Source organism: Martelella sp. HB161492 (genome assembly GCF_013184775.1).
Lineage (GTDB): Bacteria > Pseudomonadota > Alphaproteobacteria > Rhizobiales > Rhizobiaceae > Martelella.
Map to the genome: position 1 here is coordinate 205,500 of NZ_JAATVV010000002.1, position 18,615 is coordinate 224,114.

15 protein-coding genes are annotated in these 18,615 nt (G+C 61.1%); 6 read left to right on the top strand and 9 right to left on the bottom strand.

Annotation, left to right across the window (positions count from 1 at the left end):
* Nucleotides 1-7: 7 nt before the first annotated feature.
* From HCK86_RS03815 to HCK86_RS03845, 7 genes are all read right to left on the bottom strand, one after another.
* The gene (locus tag HCK86_RS03815; protein WP_176083158.1) at nucleotides 8-802 is read right to left on the bottom strand and encodes a DUF1684 domain-containing protein; all 795 of its coding nucleotides are present in this window, start codon (nucleotides 800-802) and stop codon (nucleotides 8-10) included.
* A gap of 24 nt (nucleotides 803-826) precedes the next feature.
* Nucleotides 827-1,573, bottom strand: coding sequence for an ATP-binding cassette domain-containing protein (locus HCK86_RS03820; RefSeq protein WP_176083159.1), 747 nt, complete (start codon nucleotides 1,571-1,573; stop codon nucleotides 827-829).
* Complete coding sequence (locus HCK86_RS03825) at nucleotides 1,570-2,379, bottom strand: ABC transporter ATP-binding protein (protein ID WP_176083160.1); 810 nt, start codon at nucleotides 2,377-2,379, stop codon at nucleotides 1,570-1,572. Before HCK86_RS03825 ends, HCK86_RS03820 begins: the two co-directional genes overlap by 4 nt.
* Nucleotides 2,376-3,233, bottom strand: coding sequence for an ABC transporter permease (locus HCK86_RS03830; RefSeq protein WP_176083488.1), 858 nt, complete (start codon nucleotides 3,231-3,233; stop codon nucleotides 2,376-2,378). The genes HCK86_RS03825 and HCK86_RS03830 overlap by 4 nt, the downstream gene beginning before the upstream one ends.
* A gap of 2 nt (nucleotides 3,234-3,235) precedes the next feature.
* Nucleotides 3,236-4,183 (bottom strand): ABC transporter permease, encoded by a 948-nt coding sequence (locus HCK86_RS03835; protein ID WP_348641041.1) that lies wholly within the window; start codon nucleotides 4,181-4,183, stop codon nucleotides 3,236-3,238.
* Between the two features lie 98 nt (nucleotides 4,184-4,281).
* Complete coding sequence (locus HCK86_RS03840) at nucleotides 4,282-5,757, bottom strand: ABC transporter substrate-binding protein (protein ID WP_176083489.1); 1,476 nt, start codon at nucleotides 5,755-5,757, stop codon at nucleotides 4,282-4,284.
* A gap of 294 nt (nucleotides 5,758-6,051) precedes the next feature.
* Nucleotides 6,052-6,957: a LysR family transcriptional regulator gene (locus tag HCK86_RS03845; RefSeq protein ID WP_176083162.1), complete on the bottom strand. Its 906-nt coding sequence runs from the start codon at nucleotides 6,955-6,957 to the stop codon at nucleotides 6,052-6,054.
* A gap of 133 nt (nucleotides 6,958-7,090) precedes the next feature.
* On the opposite strand from HCK86_RS03845, the gene HCK86_RS03850 reads away from it, so the two are divergent.
* The 5 genes from HCK86_RS03850 to atzF all read left to right on the top strand — a co-directional run bounded on the left by HCK86_RS03850 (nucleotide 7,091) and on the right by atzF (nucleotide 14,172).
* The gene (locus tag HCK86_RS03850) at nucleotides 7,091-8,695 is read left to right on the top strand and encodes an ABC transporter substrate-binding protein (RefSeq protein ID WP_176083163.1); all 1,605 of its coding nucleotides are present in this window, start codon (nucleotides 7,091-7,093) and stop codon (nucleotides 8,693-8,695) included.
* Between the two features lies 1 nt (nucleotide 8,696).
* Nucleotides 8,697-9,722, top strand: coding sequence for an ABC transporter permease (locus HCK86_RS03855; RefSeq protein ID WP_176083164.1), 1,026 nt, complete (start codon nucleotides 8,697-8,699; stop codon nucleotides 9,720-9,722).
* The gene (locus tag HCK86_RS03860; RefSeq protein WP_176083165.1) at nucleotides 9,719-10,621 is read left to right on the top strand and encodes an ABC transporter permease; all 903 of its coding nucleotides are present in this window, start codon (nucleotides 9,719-9,721) and stop codon (nucleotides 10,619-10,621) included. Before HCK86_RS03855 ends, HCK86_RS03860 begins: the two co-directional genes overlap by 4 nt.
* Nucleotides 10,622-10,637: 16 nt before the next feature.
* A complete protein-coding gene (locus HCK86_RS03865) occupies nucleotides 10,638-12,269 on the top strand; it encodes an ABC transporter ATP-binding protein (RefSeq protein ID WP_176083166.1) in 1,632 nt (543 codons plus the stop codon).
* 115 nt (nucleotides 12,270-12,384) lie between these two features.
* On the top strand, nucleotides 12,385-14,172 hold the full coding sequence (atzF, locus tag HCK86_RS03870; protein ID WP_176083167.1) for an allophanate hydrolase: 1,788 nt from the start codon (nucleotides 12,385-12,387) through the stop codon (nucleotides 14,170-14,172).
* 79 nt (nucleotides 14,173-14,251) lie between these two features.
* Here the strand turns inward: atzF and HCK86_RS03875 are convergent, their stop codons facing one another.
* A complete protein-coding gene (locus HCK86_RS03875) occupies nucleotides 14,252-14,527 on the bottom strand; it encodes a hypothetical protein (RefSeq protein ID WP_176083168.1) in 276 nt (91 codons plus the stop codon).
* Between the two features lie 252 nt (nucleotides 14,528-14,779).
* On the opposite strand from HCK86_RS03875, the gene HCK86_RS03880 reads away from it, so the two are divergent.
* Nucleotides 14,780-15,829: a hypothetical protein gene (locus tag HCK86_RS03880; RefSeq protein WP_176083169.1), complete on the top strand. Its 1,050-nt coding sequence runs from the start codon at nucleotides 14,780-14,782 to the stop codon at nucleotides 15,827-15,829.
* A 372-nt stretch (nucleotides 15,830-16,201) separates the two neighbouring features.
* Here the strand turns inward: HCK86_RS03880 and HCK86_RS03885 are convergent, their stop codons facing one another.
* On the bottom strand, nucleotides 16,202-18,598 hold the full coding sequence (locus HCK86_RS03885) for a beta-glucosidase (protein WP_176083170.1): 2,397 nt from the start codon (nucleotides 18,596-18,598) through the stop codon (nucleotides 16,202-16,204).
* Nucleotides 18,599-18,615 lie beyond the last annotated feature (17 nt).

Consider the following 18,615-nt stretch of genomic DNA (forward strand, 5'->3'; position numbering starts at 1 on the left):
GAGCCCCCTATTCATGCACCCGCTTCTCACCCGCCCGAATGGCAAAGGGCAGAATATTCTGCGCGGGCGGCAGCGGGCAGGCGGCAAATTCGGTGAAGGCACAGGGCGGATTGATCGCCTTGTTGAAATCAAGCGTGATCTCGGTTTCGCTGACATCTTCACCGAAGACAAAACGGGCCGGCGGATAGGTCTCGTCTCTTGCCGTGCTATCGCGGAACACGAATTGCGGCCGCTCGGCCGTGCCATAGGTCGAAAGCAGCTCAACCGTCTGTCCGTCATGGTCGAACCGGGCCATGTGGGTGACGCCGACCTTTGTCTTCACACCGACAACCGTATCGAGCATGATCTCATCAGGGCTTTCAAGTGCGATCCATTCGGCGCGGATCCGCCATGCCGGATCGGTCGGGTAATGCGGAATGGGCTGAAGCTTTGCCGGTTCCTCGGATTCCATGTCGCGGACGCGCAGCGCCAGCGATCCGTCCATCGAGGTGATTTCGAAGGTGAAGCGGTCAACGCGAAACATCACCGGAAAATGGCTGTCGAGCCCGATGCTCTGTTCGACAGCGCCTCGGGCATTGCGGAAGATCAGCCCCTCGCCCGCCGAAAGCGCCAGACTGCCGGCAAGCGCCGGACCAACGGACAGCACGATATCGCAATCGGGTGACGACCCGACGGTCACGGTGCCGGGCTCAAGCCACCAGCGGCCGATCAGCGACAGCCAGCCACCGGCCGACATCAGCACCGCATGCCGGTCACGCCGCCAGGTTTCAACGGATGCCGGATAGTTTTCGATTTCAGTCATGGAAAGGCCTTTCAATCCGCATCGTTATTGCGGCATGCGAGGAATACTGTCGAGAAGCCTGCGCGTATAGGCGTGCTGCGGATTGCGAATGATTTCCTTGGTCAGCCCCGCCTCGACGACGCGGCCTTTCTCCAGAATCACCATCTCTTCGCAAAGTGCTGCCACGACCCCCAGATCATGCGAGACAAAAACCAATGTCATGCGCTCGGCAAGCTTGCGGAACAATTCGACAATCAGAATGCGTGTTGACAGATCGAGGGCGCTGACCGCCTCATCCGCCAGCAGCAGCTTCGGCCGGGCCGCGATCGCCCGCGCAATGGCGATGCGCTGACGTTGGCCGCCCGAAAATTCATGCGGATAGCGCCCGCCCGCATCCGCCGGCAGGCCGACATCCTCCAGCGCTTCGGCAAGGATGGCATCATGATCGCCGGGAATGGCAAGTGAACGCAACGGCTCTGCGATGATCGAGCGTATTTTCTGGCGCGGGTCGAGCGAGGAATAGGGATCCTGAAACACGGCCTGAACCGAGCGGCGATACTGACGCATGAAGGCACGGTCTGACGGGTTCAGCGTTGCGCCCTCGAAGCGGATTTCGCCCGCCTGTTGCCGGGCAAGCCCCAGCATCAGCCTGAGGATGGTCGATTTTCCCGAGCCGCTTTCGCCGACGAGACCGACACTGTGACCGGCCGTCACCGAAAGGGAAACGTGATCCAGTGTCGTGCGGCGGCGATCATAGGAAAAGCGGATATCGCTGAGGTCCAGCAGGCTCATAATGCCTCCCCGAAATAGGCGTCGAAGGCATGGGCGGCGGCCACCAGCGATCGCGTATATTCATGTGCTGGCGCGGCGAAGACGTCATTCACCTCGCCTGTCTCAACCAGCCTTCCCTGCTGCATCACGGCAACGCGGTTGACGACGGAGGCAACCACCGGCAGATCATGGCTGATGAACATCAGCGCCATATTGTATTCGCCCACCAGCCGGTCGAGCAGCTTCAGGATTTCCGCCTGTGTCGTCACGTCCAGCGCCGTTGTCGGCTCGTCGGCAATCAGAAGCTTTGGCCGACAGGCAAGCGCCAGTGCAATCGCCACACGCTGACGCTGACCGCCGGAAATCTCGTGCGGATAGGCCTTCATGATCCGCTCGGGTTGCGGCAGGGCAACGTGATCGAGAAGCTCGAGCACCCCACGGCGGATCGCCGCCCGATCGGCGGAAGCGCCCTCGCGCTTCAGCCGCCGCGCCAGCGGAATGGCGACCTGCCGGCCGATTTTCATCAACGGGTCGAGCGCTGTCAGCGGCTCCTGAAAGACGACGGCAATATCGCGCCCGCGCATGCTGTTCAGCACGCGCTCGGGCGTATTGACGATCTGCTGGCCGTTGACGGTGATCGAACCCTCGGCGCGGATCGCCCGCGGCAGCAATCCGGTCACGGCCATGGCCGTCAGCGATTTACCCGAGCCCGATTCGCCGATCAGGCCGAAACGCTCTCCCGCAGAGATCGAGAAAGAAAGGTCAGAAACGAGCCTGCGCGCGCCGGTGAAAATGTCGAGGCTCTTCACCTCAAGCAAAACACTCATCGCGATGCCCTCCGCGCCGGATCGGCAATATCACGCAAACCATCGGCCAGAAGATTGACGCCGACCACCAGGCTGAGAAGCGCCACGCCGGGTGCAATCGCGCCGAGCGGCGCGGTATAGACCGTGCCCTGCGCCTCCTGCAGCAGCCGCCCCCAGGATGTGTTGGGAAGCGGCGCGCCAAGACCGAGATAGGACAGCGACGCCTCGGCAATGATCGCCACGCTGAACTGCAATGCGAAATTCACCGCCATGGTCGGCCAGATATTCGGCAGGATGTGCTGGAAGATGATGCCCGCCCATGACGTGCCGGAAATGCGTGCGGCGGTGATGTAGTCACGGCCAAGCACCTGCTTGACCAGAATGCGGGTGAGCCGCGAAATCACCGCCGACATGGCAATGCCGAGCGCCAGCGTTGCCGTCCACAGGCTGGCCTCGCTGCTGGCGGCAACCACCAGCATGGCGATCAGCAGCACCGGAAAGGCGATCATGATATCAAGGGCTGCCGCCAGGATGTCGTCCAGCCATCGCGTTGCAAAAGCGGCGGCAAGGCCGATCGTCACCCCGATCACCGCGCCGATGGCGACCGCGCCGACGCCCACAATCAACGCAATGCGTGAGCCGATCAGCACCAGGGTCAGATAGTCGCGGCCCAGACGGTCCGTGCCCAGCCAGTGCGCCAGTGACGGCGCCTCCAGCCGGCCGCCGCTCATGCCCATCGGATCATAGGGCGTCCAGAAGAACGTCATGAGCGCGATGACAACATGCAGGCCAACGAGGAACAGGCCGATTTCGAAGGAGAGCGAACGCCGGCGTTTCGCCGGCACCACGCCCGGAACTGTTTCATTCTGGGTCATGCTCATGGCCGTGCTCCCGATGCCTGCCTGAGCCGCGGATCAATGACGCGCTGGGAGATGTCGGCGAGAAAGCCGACGAGCAGCACCAGCAGCGTGGAGACAAACAGCACGCCCTGAACATTGGGATAATCGCGCTGTTCAATCCCCATCAGCAGCATCGAACCGAGGCCAGGCAGCGAGAAGACCTGTTCAATGACGACGGCGCCGAGAAAGGCGGTGCCAAGCTCGATGCCGAGGATCGAAATGACCGGAATGGAGCCGTTGCGAATGCCGTGGCGCCAGAAGGCAGTGCCGAAACTGGCCCCCAGTGCGCGCGCCGTGCGCAGATAGTCGCTGCCAAGAACATCAAAGGTCGCCGCCCGTACATAGCGCAGCAGCGATGCGGACATGACCAGCGCGATGGTGACCACGGGCAGCACCAGCGCATGCAGTGCTTCAAGTGGCGCATCCCACCCCTTGGGCGGAAAGCCGCCGGACGGGAATAGCCTGATCTGAATGGCAAAGACAATCACCAGAAGGATACCCATCCAGAAGGCCGGAACAGCAATGCCAAGCTGCGAGACGGCCGAAATCACCCCAGCATACCAGCGCTCGCTCTTGACGGCAGACATAACCCCGAGCGGCACGGCAATGAGGATCGCCAGCAGGAAGGCAAGCACGGTGAGCGGCAGCGTGATCGAAAGCCGTGCCGCGATTTCAGCCGCGACCGGCGCATTGGAGACGAACGAGGTGCCAAGATCGAAGCGGGCCAGAGAGCCGAGAAAGCGCAGAAACTGCTGCCAGAGCGGAAGGTTCGAGCCAACCTGCTCGCGCGCCGCCTCGATCTGCGCCGGATCTGCACCGACGGACACAAGTGCATTGGCGGGATCGCCCGGCAGAAGCCGCAGGAGCACAAACAGCACCATGGCAGCGACCAGGAGCGACAGCAGAAGGATCAGGCCACGGCGGATGAGATAGGTAAGAATGGACAGGCCCTCTCGGTCTCAAAACCAGTTCTGCAGGAGCGCCGCGCTATAACCCGACGCTCCATGCCTTTTAAAACAAATTGTTAGTCGTCTTTCTTGATGTCATAGGCGAAGAACTGCGAGTTCAGGCCATTGAGCGGATAGCCGCTGACATTCGAGCGGGAAACCACGATCTGCGGGTTCAGATAGAGCCAGACACTGGCTGCATCTTCGGCGATCTGCTTGTTGGCTTCGGTCAGCTTCTCAACCTGTTCGGCTTCCGAGCCCGCCGTTTCCGACGAGGCGATCAGATCGACGACCTTGGGGTTGTTGTAGCCCCAGTAGAAATCGGGATTGCCATAAAACAGGATATCGCGATGGTTCACATGTTCCTGCAGCGTCGCTTCGAAGTCGTGCTGCTTGTAGATCTTGTTGAACCATTCATTGGCGGTGATGATGTTGATCTTCACATCGATGCCGACCTTGGCGAGATCGGTCTTGACCACCTGGGCGACCAGCGGATGCGGATCGTAATTCGGCGTATCCAGCGTGAAGGAGAAGCCATCAGCATAGCCGGCCTTGGCCAGCATGTCCTTTGCGCTTGCCGGATCATAAGGGTCAACCCCGTTGAGATCGACATACCAGGGATCGGTTGGCGGCACGAAGGAACCGATCAGCGTGCCGTAACCGCCCCAGATCGCATTCAGGAGCTTCTTCTTGTCAATCGCCCGGCTGACGGCCTTGCGGACCTCGACATTATCGAAGGGCGCAACGCGGTCGTTGAAGGCCAGCACTTCCTTGGTGGTGGACTTGCCTTCCTCGACGGTGAATTGCGGGTTGTTGGTGAACTGGCCGAGCGAATCCGGGCTCTGAACGCTGGTGATGATATCGATGGCGTTGGTCAGAAGCGCATTGTTCAGCGCCGTCGCGTCACTGAAATATTTGAACACGACATTGGCGTTGGTGGCCGGCGTGCCCCAATATTTGTCGAACCGCTTCATGGCGAGATAGGAACCGCGGCGCCAGCTGTCGAGCTCATAAGGGCCAGTACCATCTTCCTTGGCAGAGATATCACCGGCCGTGTCATTCACGATCCAGATGTAGCTCAGATAATAGGGCAGCGAGATCGAACGCGAAGACAGATGGATCACCACGGTGAGATCATCCGGCGTATCGATCGAGGCAATGGTCTTGAGGCTGCTCTTGCGCGAGCTCTTCGAATCGGGCGCCATGATGCGCTCGATGCTGAACTTGACGTCGGCTGAGGTCAGCGGATCGCCGGAATGGAATACGATGCCGGGCTTGAGCTTGAACGTGTAGGTCAGGCCGTCATCGCTCATCGAGTAGTCATCGACGAGCAGCTTTTCGACCGAACCGCCATCGGTAAGCTTGAACAGCGATTCGTAGACATTGCCGTAAAAGGCCTCATGAATGCCCTGAACGCCGCCACCGACATTATCGAGGCTCTGCGGCTCATAAAGCGAACCGATGTTGATGGTGGCGTCCGCATCATAGTCGGCGGCAAAGACCGCCGGGCCGGTTGCAGTGGCACCGATACCGGCAACGGCCAGAAACGACATGAAGAACACGGTGCGTTTGAAGCGCGAGCGCGCAGTGCGCGTTAAGGTCATGATCCCAATCCTGTCTGATGGGCGGCGCTCGACTGCACCGCATGCAATGGGCCCTCAAGGCCGCTGGAAAGCCTGAGCTTAAACACATTACCAAAACCGAAACAACGGCTTGGGCAACAAGTTGTTCAGGTGTCAACATTTCGGAGAGACCGACGACAACCCTGCGTCACGTGTAGGCATCACATGCTCGCCCGAATGAATTGCATCCGCCCTTTTGCGGCCTGCAGCCGGACCTCGTCCCGCTCAGAAATCAGGCCTGTAGTCCTTCAACGCCGCCGCCACCCGCATGGCGAAACGCGCCGAGGCAACCGGCAGTGCGCGACCACGCATCTGCCCGAGGATCAGACTTCCCGCCGGGACGTCACGCTCGGATATCGGGCGGAACACCAGCGAACCATCGGCTGGAGCGGAAAGTCCGATCGGAATCTGAAAGCCAATCACATTTTCATGCAGCACATAGTGGCGGATCAGCTCGAAGCTCTCGGTCTCGATCAGCGGTGACACCCGGCGTGAGGTCAGCCGTGCCGCGAAATCAAGCAGATGGCGGACGCCATATTTGGCGGCCGGTGCGACATGTGGCCAGTCGAGGCATTCGCGCAGGCGCACTTCCTTCTGGACGGCAAGCGGATGATCAGCACGCAGGATCGCATAGACATGTTGCGGGATCGCATGAATGACCTGAAAATCGACCAGATAGATCGGCTCGAAGACCAGAGCCAGATCCGACGAATAGGAGGCAAGCTCCTGCTCGGCCTGGGCGCGGTCGCGGATATTGACGGTGAAGGTTACGCCCGGATGCTCCTGCCGGTAGCTGGCGATCTGCTGGGGCAGGAAATAGGGCAGCATCGCCTGCGAACAGGCAATCGAGACATGGCCGCGCCGCTCACCCGACAGGTCGGCCACCTGGCCCTGTACCCGCGAAAGGTCCGACGCCGTGGCACGGTAGTGGTGCAGAACCAGTTCGCCAGCGGGATTGAGCCGCACGCCGCCCGGCAGCCGCTCGAACAGCTCGGCCCCGAATTCAGCCTCAAACCGGTTGATCCGCCGGACCAGTGCCGAAGGCGTGATGTTCATGTCCTCGGCCGCCTTGCGCATGGAACCGGCGCGCGCCACCGCCTCGATCAGACGAAAAGTCAGCAAGTGCTTCACGGAACCCCCTCCGGCGGTGGTGCATTTTTTTCACCGCAATGGTGAAATCATAGCAATTTTCTCGAACGCAAAAAAGACGCAACTTGATTTTCGACAGAGCCGGATAACGCGGCTTGCGAACGAGGGGCACAAGATGACCATCACAAGACGGAATTTTCTGACAGCAGGTGCAATCATTGCCGGAAGCATGCCTTTCGCGCGGGTTCTCTCCGCCAATGCCGCCCCGGCTGACACGCTTGTCGCGGTTTACGGCCAGAGCATCAATTCGCTGGATCTGCACCGCACCGGCACCAACCGCGCCAGCTACCAGATTGCGGTCAACTGCTATGATCGGCTGATCACCTTCGGTTCAAAATCCGGGCCGGATGGCAGCCTTTCCTACGACTATTCCAAGATCGAGCCCGAGCTTGCCGAAAGCTGGACGATCTCTGATGACGGCCTGACGATCACCTTCAAGCTGAAAGCGGATGCGACCTTCCAGGATGGCAGCAAGGTGACTGCCGCCGACGTCAAATGGTCCTTCGACCGCGCCGTCACCGTCGGCGGCTTCCCGACGACGCAGATGCAGGCTGGCGGTCTGGTGCGCCCCGACCAGTTCGAGGCGGTCGACGATCTGACCTTCGTCGTCAAGCTCGACAAGCCGTCAAAGCTGTCCCTGCCCGACCTTGCCGTGCCGGTGCCCTTCGTCATCAATTCGACGCTCGCCAAAGCGCATGCGACCGCCGAAGATCCGTGGGCGATGGAATATCTGCACAAGAACACCATCGGCTCAGGCGCCTACAAGGTGACGCGCTGGGATCAGGGCCAGCAGGTCGTCTATGAGCGTTTCGATGGCTGGGTTGGCGGTCCGAAGCCGGCTGTGCGCCGGGTGATCGTCCGCGAAGTCCCCTCGCCCGCGACATCGCGCGCGCTGATCGAGCGCGGCGACGTGCAGATCGCCTATGATATCCCGGACAAGGACGCCTCGGAACTGGCCGACAAGCTGACCGTCTATTCAACGCCGGTCGACAATTGCATCAACTGCCTGTGCTTGAACTTCAACTTCGTGCCCTTCCAGGACCCGGACGTGCGCAAGGCTGTCGCCTATGCCGTGCCCTATGAGGCGATCTTCAAGACCGCCGCTTACGGTCGCGGTGCGCCGCTTTGGGGTGGCTCAGCCGAAATCAACGACACCGCATGGCCGCGCAAGACGCCCTATGACACCGACATGGCCAAGGCCAAGGAGCTGATGGCCAAGTCCAAATATCCCGATGGTTTCGAGACCACCCTGTCCATTTCCAGCGATCTTGGCTGGATGGAACCGGCGGCCATTCTGGTTCAGGAAGCCGTTGCCCAGCTTGGCATCAAGGTGACGATCGACAAGATCCCCGGCGCCAACTGGCGCACTGCAAGCCTGGTCGAAAAGCGTCTGCCCTTCCATTTCGAGAATTTCGGCGGCTGGCTCAACACGCCCGATTATTACTTCTTCTGGGCCTATCAGGACGGCCACCTGTTCAACTCCTCGAACTATCACAATGACGAAATCGAGACGCTGACGGCCGAAACCCTGCCGATGGCCATGGATGATCCGGAATATGCCAAGAAGATCGAGCGCATGTACGAGATTGTGCTCAATGATCTGCCGCGCATTCCGCTCTATCAGCCGGCGCTCAACGTTGCCGTCAACGGCGCTGCGGGTTACGAATTCTGGTTCCATCGCATGCTCGATATCCGTTCGCTGACCATCGTCGGTAGCTGACATGGGTACACGCAGCCGCGCAGTTCTCATCCGTATCGGCCAGGCCGTGCCTGTCCTCTTCGGTGTGGTCATCATCAGCTTTGTGCTGACCCGGGCCTTGCCCGGGGACCCTGCCGTCCAGTTCGCCGGTGTCATGGCGACGCCGGAATCGATCGAGCAGACCCGGGTCAGTCTGGGTCTCGACAAGCCGCTGCCGCAGCAATTTCTGATCTATCTTGAGGAACTTGCCCATGGCGATCTCGGCCAGTCGGTCTCGACCGGACGGCCGGTGGCCGAGGATCTGGCAGACCGGATGCCGGCTTCGCTGGAACTGACGCTGACGGCGCTCATCCTCTCCTGCCTGGTGGCCATTCCGCTCGGTGTGCTGGCGGCGACAAGGCCCGGAAGCCTTGTTGACCAGCTCTGCCGCGTGCTGGTCACCGCCGGCGTGTCGCTGCCGACCTTCTTCACCGGCATCGTGCTGATCTATGTGTTCTACTATCTTCTCGGCATTGCGCCATCGCCCCTGGGACGTCTCGATTTTGCCTATCTCGATCCGCCGCATGTCACCGGCTTCTTCCTGATCGATTCGGCCCTCGCCGGAGACTGGGAAACCTGGCTTGGTGCGCTGAAGCAGCTGATTCTGCCCGCCATCACGCTTGGGCTGTTCACGCTTGCCCCGATTGCCCGCATGACCCGTGCCGCCATGCTCTCGGCACTCAGCGCCGACTATATCCGCACGGCGCGGGCGGCCGGTCTCAACCGCCGCAAAGTGCTTTACGGCTACGCCTTCCGCAATGCGCTGCTGCCGGTGATCACCACGCTTGGCATGGTGTTCTCCTTCGTGCTCGGCGCCAATGTGCTGGTCGAAAAGGTCTTCGCCTGGCCTGGAATCGGCTCTTATGCCGTCGAAGCGCTGGTGGTCTCGGACTATGCGGCGGTGCAGGGCTTCGTGCTCGCCATGGCACTTCTCTTCGTTACCCTCAACCTTGTGATTGATCTCGCTTATTCGATGATCGATCCGCGCTTCGGGACGGCTGCGAAATGACCAATGTCGAAACCATCAAGGCCGACGATCCCGCAAAGGCTGCCCGCAAGGCACCCAACGGAACATTTGGCCATTTTCTCTATGTCCTAAAGGAAAATCCGGTCACCGCCCTTTCCTTCGGCCTGTTCGCCTTCTTCATTCTGTCGGCAGTCTTCGGGCCCGCCCTGGTCCCCTACAGCCCGCTTTCAACCGATGCCGCCGCGGCGCTGCAGCCGCCGTCGCTCAGCCACTGGTTCGGCACGGATAATCTCGGCCGCGACATCTTCAGCCGCGTGATCGTGGCAACGCGGCTTGATCTCATGATCTCGGTGACCGCCGTTGCGCTTTCCTTCGTCATCGGCTCGGTGCTCGGCGCCATTGCCGGCTATCGCGGCGGCATGATCGATACGGTGCTGAACCGGATCCTCGACACGATCATGGCTTTCCCGCTGTTCGTGCTGGCCATGGGCATTGTTGCCGCACTCGGCAATTCGGTCTCGAACATCATCATCGCCACGGCGATCATCAACATTCCCTTCTATGCCCGCCTGGTGCGCGCCGAGGTCAATATCCGCCGCGAGGCAGGCTTCACCCTTGCCGCCAAGCTGGCCGGCAACTCCGATAGCCGGGTGCTCGCCTTCCACATCTTCCCCAATGCCCTGCCGCCGATGATGGTGCAGGTTTCGCTCAATCTTGGCTGGGCCATCCTCAACGCCGCCGGGCTCTCCTTCATCGGCCTCGGCGTGCGTCCGCCAGCGGCCGAATGGGGCATCATGGTCGCCGAGGGTGCGAACTACATCATCTCCGGCGAATGGTGGGTGGCGATCTTCCCCGGCATCTGGCTGATGCTCGCGGTCTTCACCTTCAACCTCATGGGCGACGGTCTGCGCGACATTGTCGATCCCCGCCGCCGCACCTAGGAAGGAAGGCTCACTCATGCTGTCTATCAAGGATCTTCAGGTTGCCTTCAAGACCCGCCGCGGCGAAGTCAATGCGGTCAAGGGCATCAGCTTCGAACTGGCCAAAGGCGAACGCCTCGGCATCGTCGGCGAGAGCGGCTCCGGCAAATCAGTCACCTCCTATGCGCTGATGCGCATTCTCGATGCCGGCGGCACCATCAAGGCCGGTGAGGCCATCTATTCCGGCGTCGATCTGCGCCGGGCAAGCGAATCCGCCATGCGCGACATTCGCGGCCGGGAAATCTCGATGATTTTCCAGAATCCGCGCGCCGCACTCAATCCGATCCGCAAGGTCGGACACCAGATCGAGGACGTGCTGCGCCAGCACAACCGCGCCACCCATGGCAATGCGAAGAAGAAAGCGATCGAGGCGCTGGAAGCGGTCAAGATCAACAATGCCGCTGAGCGTTACGAGGCCTATCCCTTCGAGCTTTCCGGCGGCATGTGCCAGCGTATCGTCATCGCCATCGCGCTAGCCTGCGACCCGAAACTGCTGATCGCCGACGAGCCGACCACCGGGCTCGACATCACCACGCAGAAGGCGGTGATGGATCTGGTCGACGAGCTGGTCCGCGCCCGCGACATGTCATCGATTCTGATCACCCATGATCTTGGTCTGGCCAGCGAATATTGTGACCGGATCGTGGTGATGAAGGACGGTCAGATCGTCGAACAGGGCGACCCGACCGAACTCTTCACCAATCCGAAACATCCCTATACCAACAAGCTGGTGGATGCGACGCCGCGACGTGGCGCGACGATCCGCTCGCTTCTTCCGGAAGATCAGCGCACCCCGCTCAGCCCCCGGCAGATGAGCGACGCGCCGCTTTTGGAAGTGATCAATCTCCGCAAGACCTATCAGGGCAAGTCCGGCCCCGTTCACGCCGTCAAGGGGGTAAGCTTCACCATCAGGCAGGGTGAAAGCCTCGGGCTTGTCGGAGAATCCGGCTGCGGCAAGTCGACCACGTCCTCGATGGTCGTCCGTCTGCTCGATCCGACCAGCGGCGCCATTCTCTATCGTGGCCAGGATATCGGCACGATGCCATCGCTGGCCTTTGCCCGAAATCCGCTCAGGCCGAAGATCCAGATGGTGTTTCAGGATGCGACCGACAGCCTCAATCCGCGCCACAGCGCCCGCCAGTCGATTGCCGAGCCACTGAAACGGCTGAAGGGCATGAGCGGCGCAAAGCTTGCCGCACGGGTCGAGGAACTGGCAGCGCTGACCGGCCTTCCGGGCCATCTGCTGGATCGCTTTCCGCACCAGCTTTCCGGTGGCCAGAAGGCGCGTGTCGGTATCGCCCGCGCGATTGCCCCTGATCCCGACCTGCTGATCCTCGACGAGCCGACGGCAGCGCTCGACGTCTCGATCCAGGCGGTGGTGCTGAACCTGATGGCGGATCTGAGGGCCAAGCTGAACATGAGCTACCTGTTTGTCAGCCATGATCTCAACGTCGTCCGGCTGCTCTGCGACACCGTCGTGGTGATGAAAGGCGGCGAGGTGATCGAAGCGGGCGCCGCTGAAAAGGTGATGGACAATCCATCGGCGGACTATACCCGTCAGCTGCTTTCGGCAGCGCCCCAGGCGCCGAGCCGGCAGGCGGCGGAATAGACCTCGCAAGCCTGCCAAATGAAAAACAAAAACTTATGAAACAGATAGATAGAGCGTTCTTCTCAGACGAAGGTTACGCAAGTACGCTCTTGTGCCAAGTATGAAAGGTTCCTGCATGATCTCGGATATTCCGTTCACGCTTGAGGCGCTCCGCGCTGCTTATGCCGAAGGTGTCACGCCCGAGGCTATCGTTGAAGAGGCCTTCCGACGCCTCGATGCGACGGGTGACACGGGCATCTTCATCCATCAGGCGCGCGAGGCTGCACTGGCAGAGGCGCGCGCGCTCGGCGCACCGGACGGCCGCCCGCTGTTTGGCATTCCCTTTGCCGCCAAGGACAATATCGACGTTGCCGGCATGCCGACCACGGCCGCCTGCCCCGATTTTTCCTATGACGCCACGCAAGACGCCTTTGTCGTCAGAACGCTGCGGGCGGCGGGTGCCATCTGCCTCGGCAAGACCAATCTCGATCAGTTCGCCACCGGGCTTGTCGGCGTGCGCACGCCCTATCCGGTGCCGCTGAATGCCATTGATCCCGAAATCGTGCCCGGCGGCTCCTCCTCCGGATCGGCCGTGGCGGTTGCCCATGGCATTGCCGCCTTCTCGCTTGGCACCGACACCGCGGGTTCCGGCCGGGTGCCGGCCGCGCTCAACAGCATTGTCGGGCTGAAGCCGACGCTCGGCGCACTTTCGGCAACCGGGGTCGTGCCCGCCTGCCGCACGCTCGACACGATCTCGATCTTCGCCCAGACCGTTTCGGACGCCTGGGAGGTGCTGTCTGCGACAGCCGTCTATGATGCCGCCGATGCCTATGCCCGGCCGCTGAAGATAGCGCCGCTCGGCCTGCCGCCTGCAAAGCTCAGCATTGCCATTCCAGATGCGGCAAGCCTGAAGACCTTCGGCGACGAGGCGCAGGAAACACATTTCCACGCGACGGTCGAACGCCTGACGGCGGCAGGCGCGACGGTGAAGGCAATCGACCTGACCGCCTTCTATGATGTTGCAAAGCTGCTCTATGAGGGCCCCTGGGTCGCCGAACGGACGGCCGCCATCGGCAATCGCCTGAAAGATGCCCCCGATACGCTTCACCCGACCACCAGGGCCATCGTCGGTGCCGGTACGGCGATGACGGCGGTCGAGACCTTTCGCGGCATGTACCGCCTGAAGGAACTGAGCCGGATCTGCGCCACAGCGATGAAGGGCTTCGACCTTCTCTTGGTGCCGACAATCCCGGGTTTCGTGACCGTGAACGAGATTGCCGCAGACCCGATCGGCCCCAATTCCCGGCTTGGCACCTATACCAATTTCGTCAATCTGCTCGACATGTGCGGCATTGCCGTGCCAACGGGCGATCGTTCCGATGGTCGCCCCGGCAGCCTGACGATCCTCGCCCCGGCCGGTCAGGATGCGCTCGCCGCATCTGTCGCCGCCACGCTGCAGAGCGGCCGCATGGGGGCGACAGGCTGGACGCTCAGCCCCGCCGGCCTTGCGGCGGCCACGCCATTGCCGGGCGAAATTGCCGTTGCCGTCTGCGGTGCGCACATGTCCGGCCTGCCGCTCAATCACGAACTGACCTCGCGCGGCGCACGCTTCCTCAAGGCCACGGCCACGGCGCCGGAATATCGCTTCTACGCCCTTGCCGGCGGCCCGCCTGCCCGCCCCGGCCTTGTGCGTCAGGACGGTGCCGATGGCGCTTCAATCGCGGTTGAGGTCTGGGCCATGCCGGTTGAGGCATTCGGCAGCTTCATGGCCGGCATACCGGCACCGCTCTGCATCGGCACGATCGCGCTTGAAGACGGCGCGAGCGTGAAAGGCTTCCTGTGTGAAAGCCGCGCGGTCGGCAATGCGCAGGACATCACGGCGCTCGGGTCGTGGCGGGCCTTCATCGCATCACAGGCGGCCTGAGATCCCCAAGGACCGCCACGTCGAAAAGGGCGCGTCTCGACGCGCCCTTTTTGCCGCCTCATCGCCCCGGCCGGTCTCGTCAGAAGGGAACGATGAGACTCAGCTTGCCATTGTTGGAAACGGACTCGCCGGCGAAATGGCCCTCATAATCGATCCGAAGGTCGCCCCCCTTGAGCGAGCTAAGCTGAACGCTGGCACTGACGGTCAAGAAGCTCTTGTTGTCGCCGAGCGAAGTCGTGAACCGTCCGACTGATCCAGGTGCGGCCGTAAACTGGGCGGTGGTCGACCAGTCATCATTGCTCATGAAGGTGGCGCCGACCCGGCCAGAAACGACAAGGCAACAGCGCCGTTTCATCAATGCGCCGCCATCGTCGCCTGCAGCCGATTTGCAAAAATGCGAAAAAGATCGGCGAAGGGATGGACCTTTCGGAACGCCTCGTCCACATTGAGAATCACTTAAATAACAATCACTTATTGCGGAATTTCGATTACATGTATTTTGTACTCCGCTTTTCCGGAGCGCAAGAAATATCGGATCGAAAATCCAGGTGATCGCAGTTCGCTGCAAGAAAACATGTAGACTACATTCAACTTCCGCAGGTTAGTGATGGATAACAGGCGATCGATCTTTGAAATTCCCGTCTTCGGATATCTGGTGCATCTTGCCGATGCGCTCATAAAACTGCCCCGCAACGACTATCGTGTCGCGAAGCTGCGCAATGACGTGCGCGGCCTTAGTCAACGCGTCAGTAAAATTGACAATGCTCTGAAGCGTTTCGAGATCGAACTCAGTGCCTTCACGGCAGCGCTTGAACAGAACGAGGCGGATTCGAAGAATTTCATTGAAACGTCCGAACGACACTGGGCGCATTTTTCCAATTCCACCGGCGACATCTCCGCCTTTGGCCACGAGCTGCAGATGGTCTCAGAACGCATCGAGGCGATGAACCGGCCCTATTCCCGGTATCGCACGGCTGATTCGCCTCAGGATGGCAAGCGGTACGAGACAGGCACGGAAGCACGCATCCGCCAGATATGGGAACGGATCAACCGCACACGCCAGGACATCCTGCCAGAGCTGATGCTCGATCCGAACGAGGCCGAAGAGATAAGGCAGCCCTATATCGTCGATCGCGCCAAGTATGACGGCGCGAAAGCGCGGGGTGATCTGCGCTTCAATCTCGGCAGCGCCTCGCCTGCCTTCGATGACTACGTCAATGTCGACAGGCACAATCGGCCACATGTTGATGTTGTTGCCGAATTTGATGCGCTTCCCGCAGAACTCGGATCCGTCGCGGAGATCTTCTCGTCGCATCTTGTCGAACACTATCCGCAGGAAGCCCTGCGCCGCCGCATGCTGCCCTATTGGCACAGGCTTTTGCGCAAGGACGGTATCCTGCATGTCGTCGCCGTCGATGCTTCAGCGACAATCGCCGCCGCCACCGTTGAGCGCTACGGCTTCGAGGATTTCAGAGACGCATTGCTTGGCGACCGGGACCAGGGGGAAGATGGGCCCCTGAACCTGCTCTCACCGCAGATCATGCGCGACCTGCTGATCGAGGCCGGATTTGATGACGTCGAGCTTTTGGCGAGCGGCAGACCGACCGGCAAGGGCTTTGAGTTTGAAATCAAGGCAGCGAAATCGAGGTTCCCCTGACGTCTTTCTTGCGGGACGATGCCCGCGGCATTGTCAGCCAAGCGCGACCGCGGTCAGCGGCGCCGGTCATGCCCTGCCTTCCGTGCCGGCCGGAACGTGCGATCAACCCGTTCCGCCTCAGTGTCTCACCGGCGGCGGTAGCGATCCGCTCTAGCGTATCGTTCTTTTCGAAAAGAACGATACGTAGATTCAACAAGATAGAGCGTCCTGACGCGTCCAAGAGGACGCACGGCGCTCTAACACCAAACATGGTCACCGACGAATGAAATGGCCGCCAGGATAAGGCCGAGCTCGAGGCAATGCCGAGATGGGTAAAACCCATCTTTGCAGGCTCCGGCATCTTGGCAAGCGAAGCATTCTCGCTGAGCCGCGTCAGACCGTCAGCGCAAGGCATATGTCTTCGGCCGACCGCGCGATCAGCAGCTTCCTTCCATCGTGGATATAGCGCCACCGTGCTTCTGCACTCACCCATTCCCGGAAACCGGCCGCAGGCAGGACCACGTTCGCTTCTGTCATTTTGCCTGCAGCAATCGGAAGCTTGGCAAAGCCAACAAGCGCATTTCCGCTTCCGTCGGGGCGCGACCAATAGATCTGAACGACTTCGCTGGTGTCGTGGTGCCCGCAGTTCTCAACGCTGATGCGAAGAGAAACGTCATGATTGTCCAGAACCGCGCCCGCGACATGAAGATATCGCACATCGCCGTAGCCAAGCCCGTGGCCGAAGGGGAACAATGGCGGCGTCCCCTGACTTTCCAGGCGGCGCTGACCGATCATATTCCCTTCCGTATAGGCGACCGTGCCGCCAGCTTCCGGCCTGAAGGTCAACGCATCGATGTCTTCCTGCGTTCGCGGAAAGGCCTCGGGCAGGCGTCCCGACGGTTCCTGCCGCCCCAGGACGACGTCGGCCAGGGCATTGCCGCTCTCCTGGCCGGCATACCATTGCTGCAGCACTGCCCCGGCGTCATCGACCCAGGGCATGGTCACCGGACTGCCAGACTGGACGACGACAATCGTGTTGGCGTTGACGGCACTGACCGCTGCGATCAGTTCGTCCTGCCCCTGCGGCAGGCTCAATCCGCGCCGGTCCTCGGATTCCGTTTCCCATTCCTCGTTGAGGCCAGTGACGATGACCACGGCATCGGCCGCTTCAGCGATCCGGCAGGCTTCGGCAAGCGAACCAAGCCGGGCGGGCGGACGCAGGCCGAAACGGATCGCCTTCAGCGTTGTGGCGATGCCGTCGCCGCAGGCGTATTCCACGGAAAATGTGTAGACCTGTCCCGCCTGAAGCGCGATCGTCCCGCGCCGTTCATCGCAGCCATGACCGAAATAGCTTTCGCCCTTCGCCCAGCTTTCCCAGGCTTCCAGAACCGGTTCTCCGTCGATGAACAGCCGGCTCAGGCCGGCGCTCATCAGGCCGATATCGTAGGTTCCCGTTTCGGGAGCCGTATAGTTGCAGGTGAGTCTGGCCGAAAATGAGCTGTGATCCACCTCGGGCGCAACGGCGCCAAACCAGCCAAAGGCACTGCTGCTGCCGACCTGCGACAGAACTGGCGCACCTTCAAAAGTGAGGCCGGCATAGAAGTCGATGGAAACCGCGGCGTCGATGACAGGCAGGAAACGATCGCCATGGCATCCAAGCGCATGGACCACCTCGACATCCGGCAAGGCAGCGCGGAGGCCTTCCAGCGGGCTTACCGCATAATGTGCATTGATCTGCGCCGAGCCACCACCGTGGATGACGGCGCGCGCAGCATTGGGGCCGATCACCGCCAGCCGCTTCAACCTTTCGGGCGCAAGCGGCAGCAGCTTGTTGCGATTTGTCAGCAGAACCGTACCTTCCGCGGCAGCCCTGCGGATCAGTCGCCGTGTTTCCGCACGGTCCTCGCTGCGCTCGCGTGCGAGATTGTCTCTCCCGTCTGCGCCAAGCCTGTGCCCCAGTGCGACGATCCGCCGGGCCGAACGGCGCACGCTCTCGACGGATACATGGCCCGCGCGAACGGCGGCGATGAGCTTTTCACCACGATGCCGGCCGGGACCGGGCATTTCCAGATCAAGACCGGCCCCGATTGATTCAACTGTGGTGTGATTGCCGAGCCAGTCGGACATCACCACGCCTTCAAAACCCCATTCAGCGCGCAGGATGCCTTCGATCAGCCGGCGGTTCTGCGACATGTGAATGCCGTTCAGGGCATTGTAGGAAGTCATGACGCAGGCGACATCAGCCTCTTTCACAGCAGCTTCAAACGGTGGCAGGTAGATTTCCCGCAACGCCTTTTCGTCAATGGCGGAATTGCTGGTTCGCCGTTCATGCTCGCATTCATTGCCGACGAAATGCTTGACTGTCGCGCCGACTCCCTGGGACTGCACGCCGCGGATATAGGCAACGGCCATGCGGGCAGCCAGGTGCGGATCTTCCGAAAAACATTCGAAGTTGCGGCCATTTTGCGGGTTGCGATGCATGTTGACCGTGGGCGCGAGCAGCACATGGGCATTCTTGGTCCGTGCCTCACGACCGAGATCGGCACCGATCTCTTCGACGAGATCCGTATTCCAGCTGGCAGCAAGGGCGATCTCCGCCGGAAATGCCGCAGATTTTGCGCCACCGGAGAAGTTCTCACCCCGAGCACCATTCGGTCCATCCGTCACCTTGATCGGAGCAACACCGAGCCTTGCGATTTCCGCCGTGTACCAGAAACTCGCACCGGCCAGCAGGCTGACCTGCTCTTCGAGGGTCATGGCGTCGACAAGGGCATCGACTTCATTTTGCATTTCAGAATTCTTTCGGA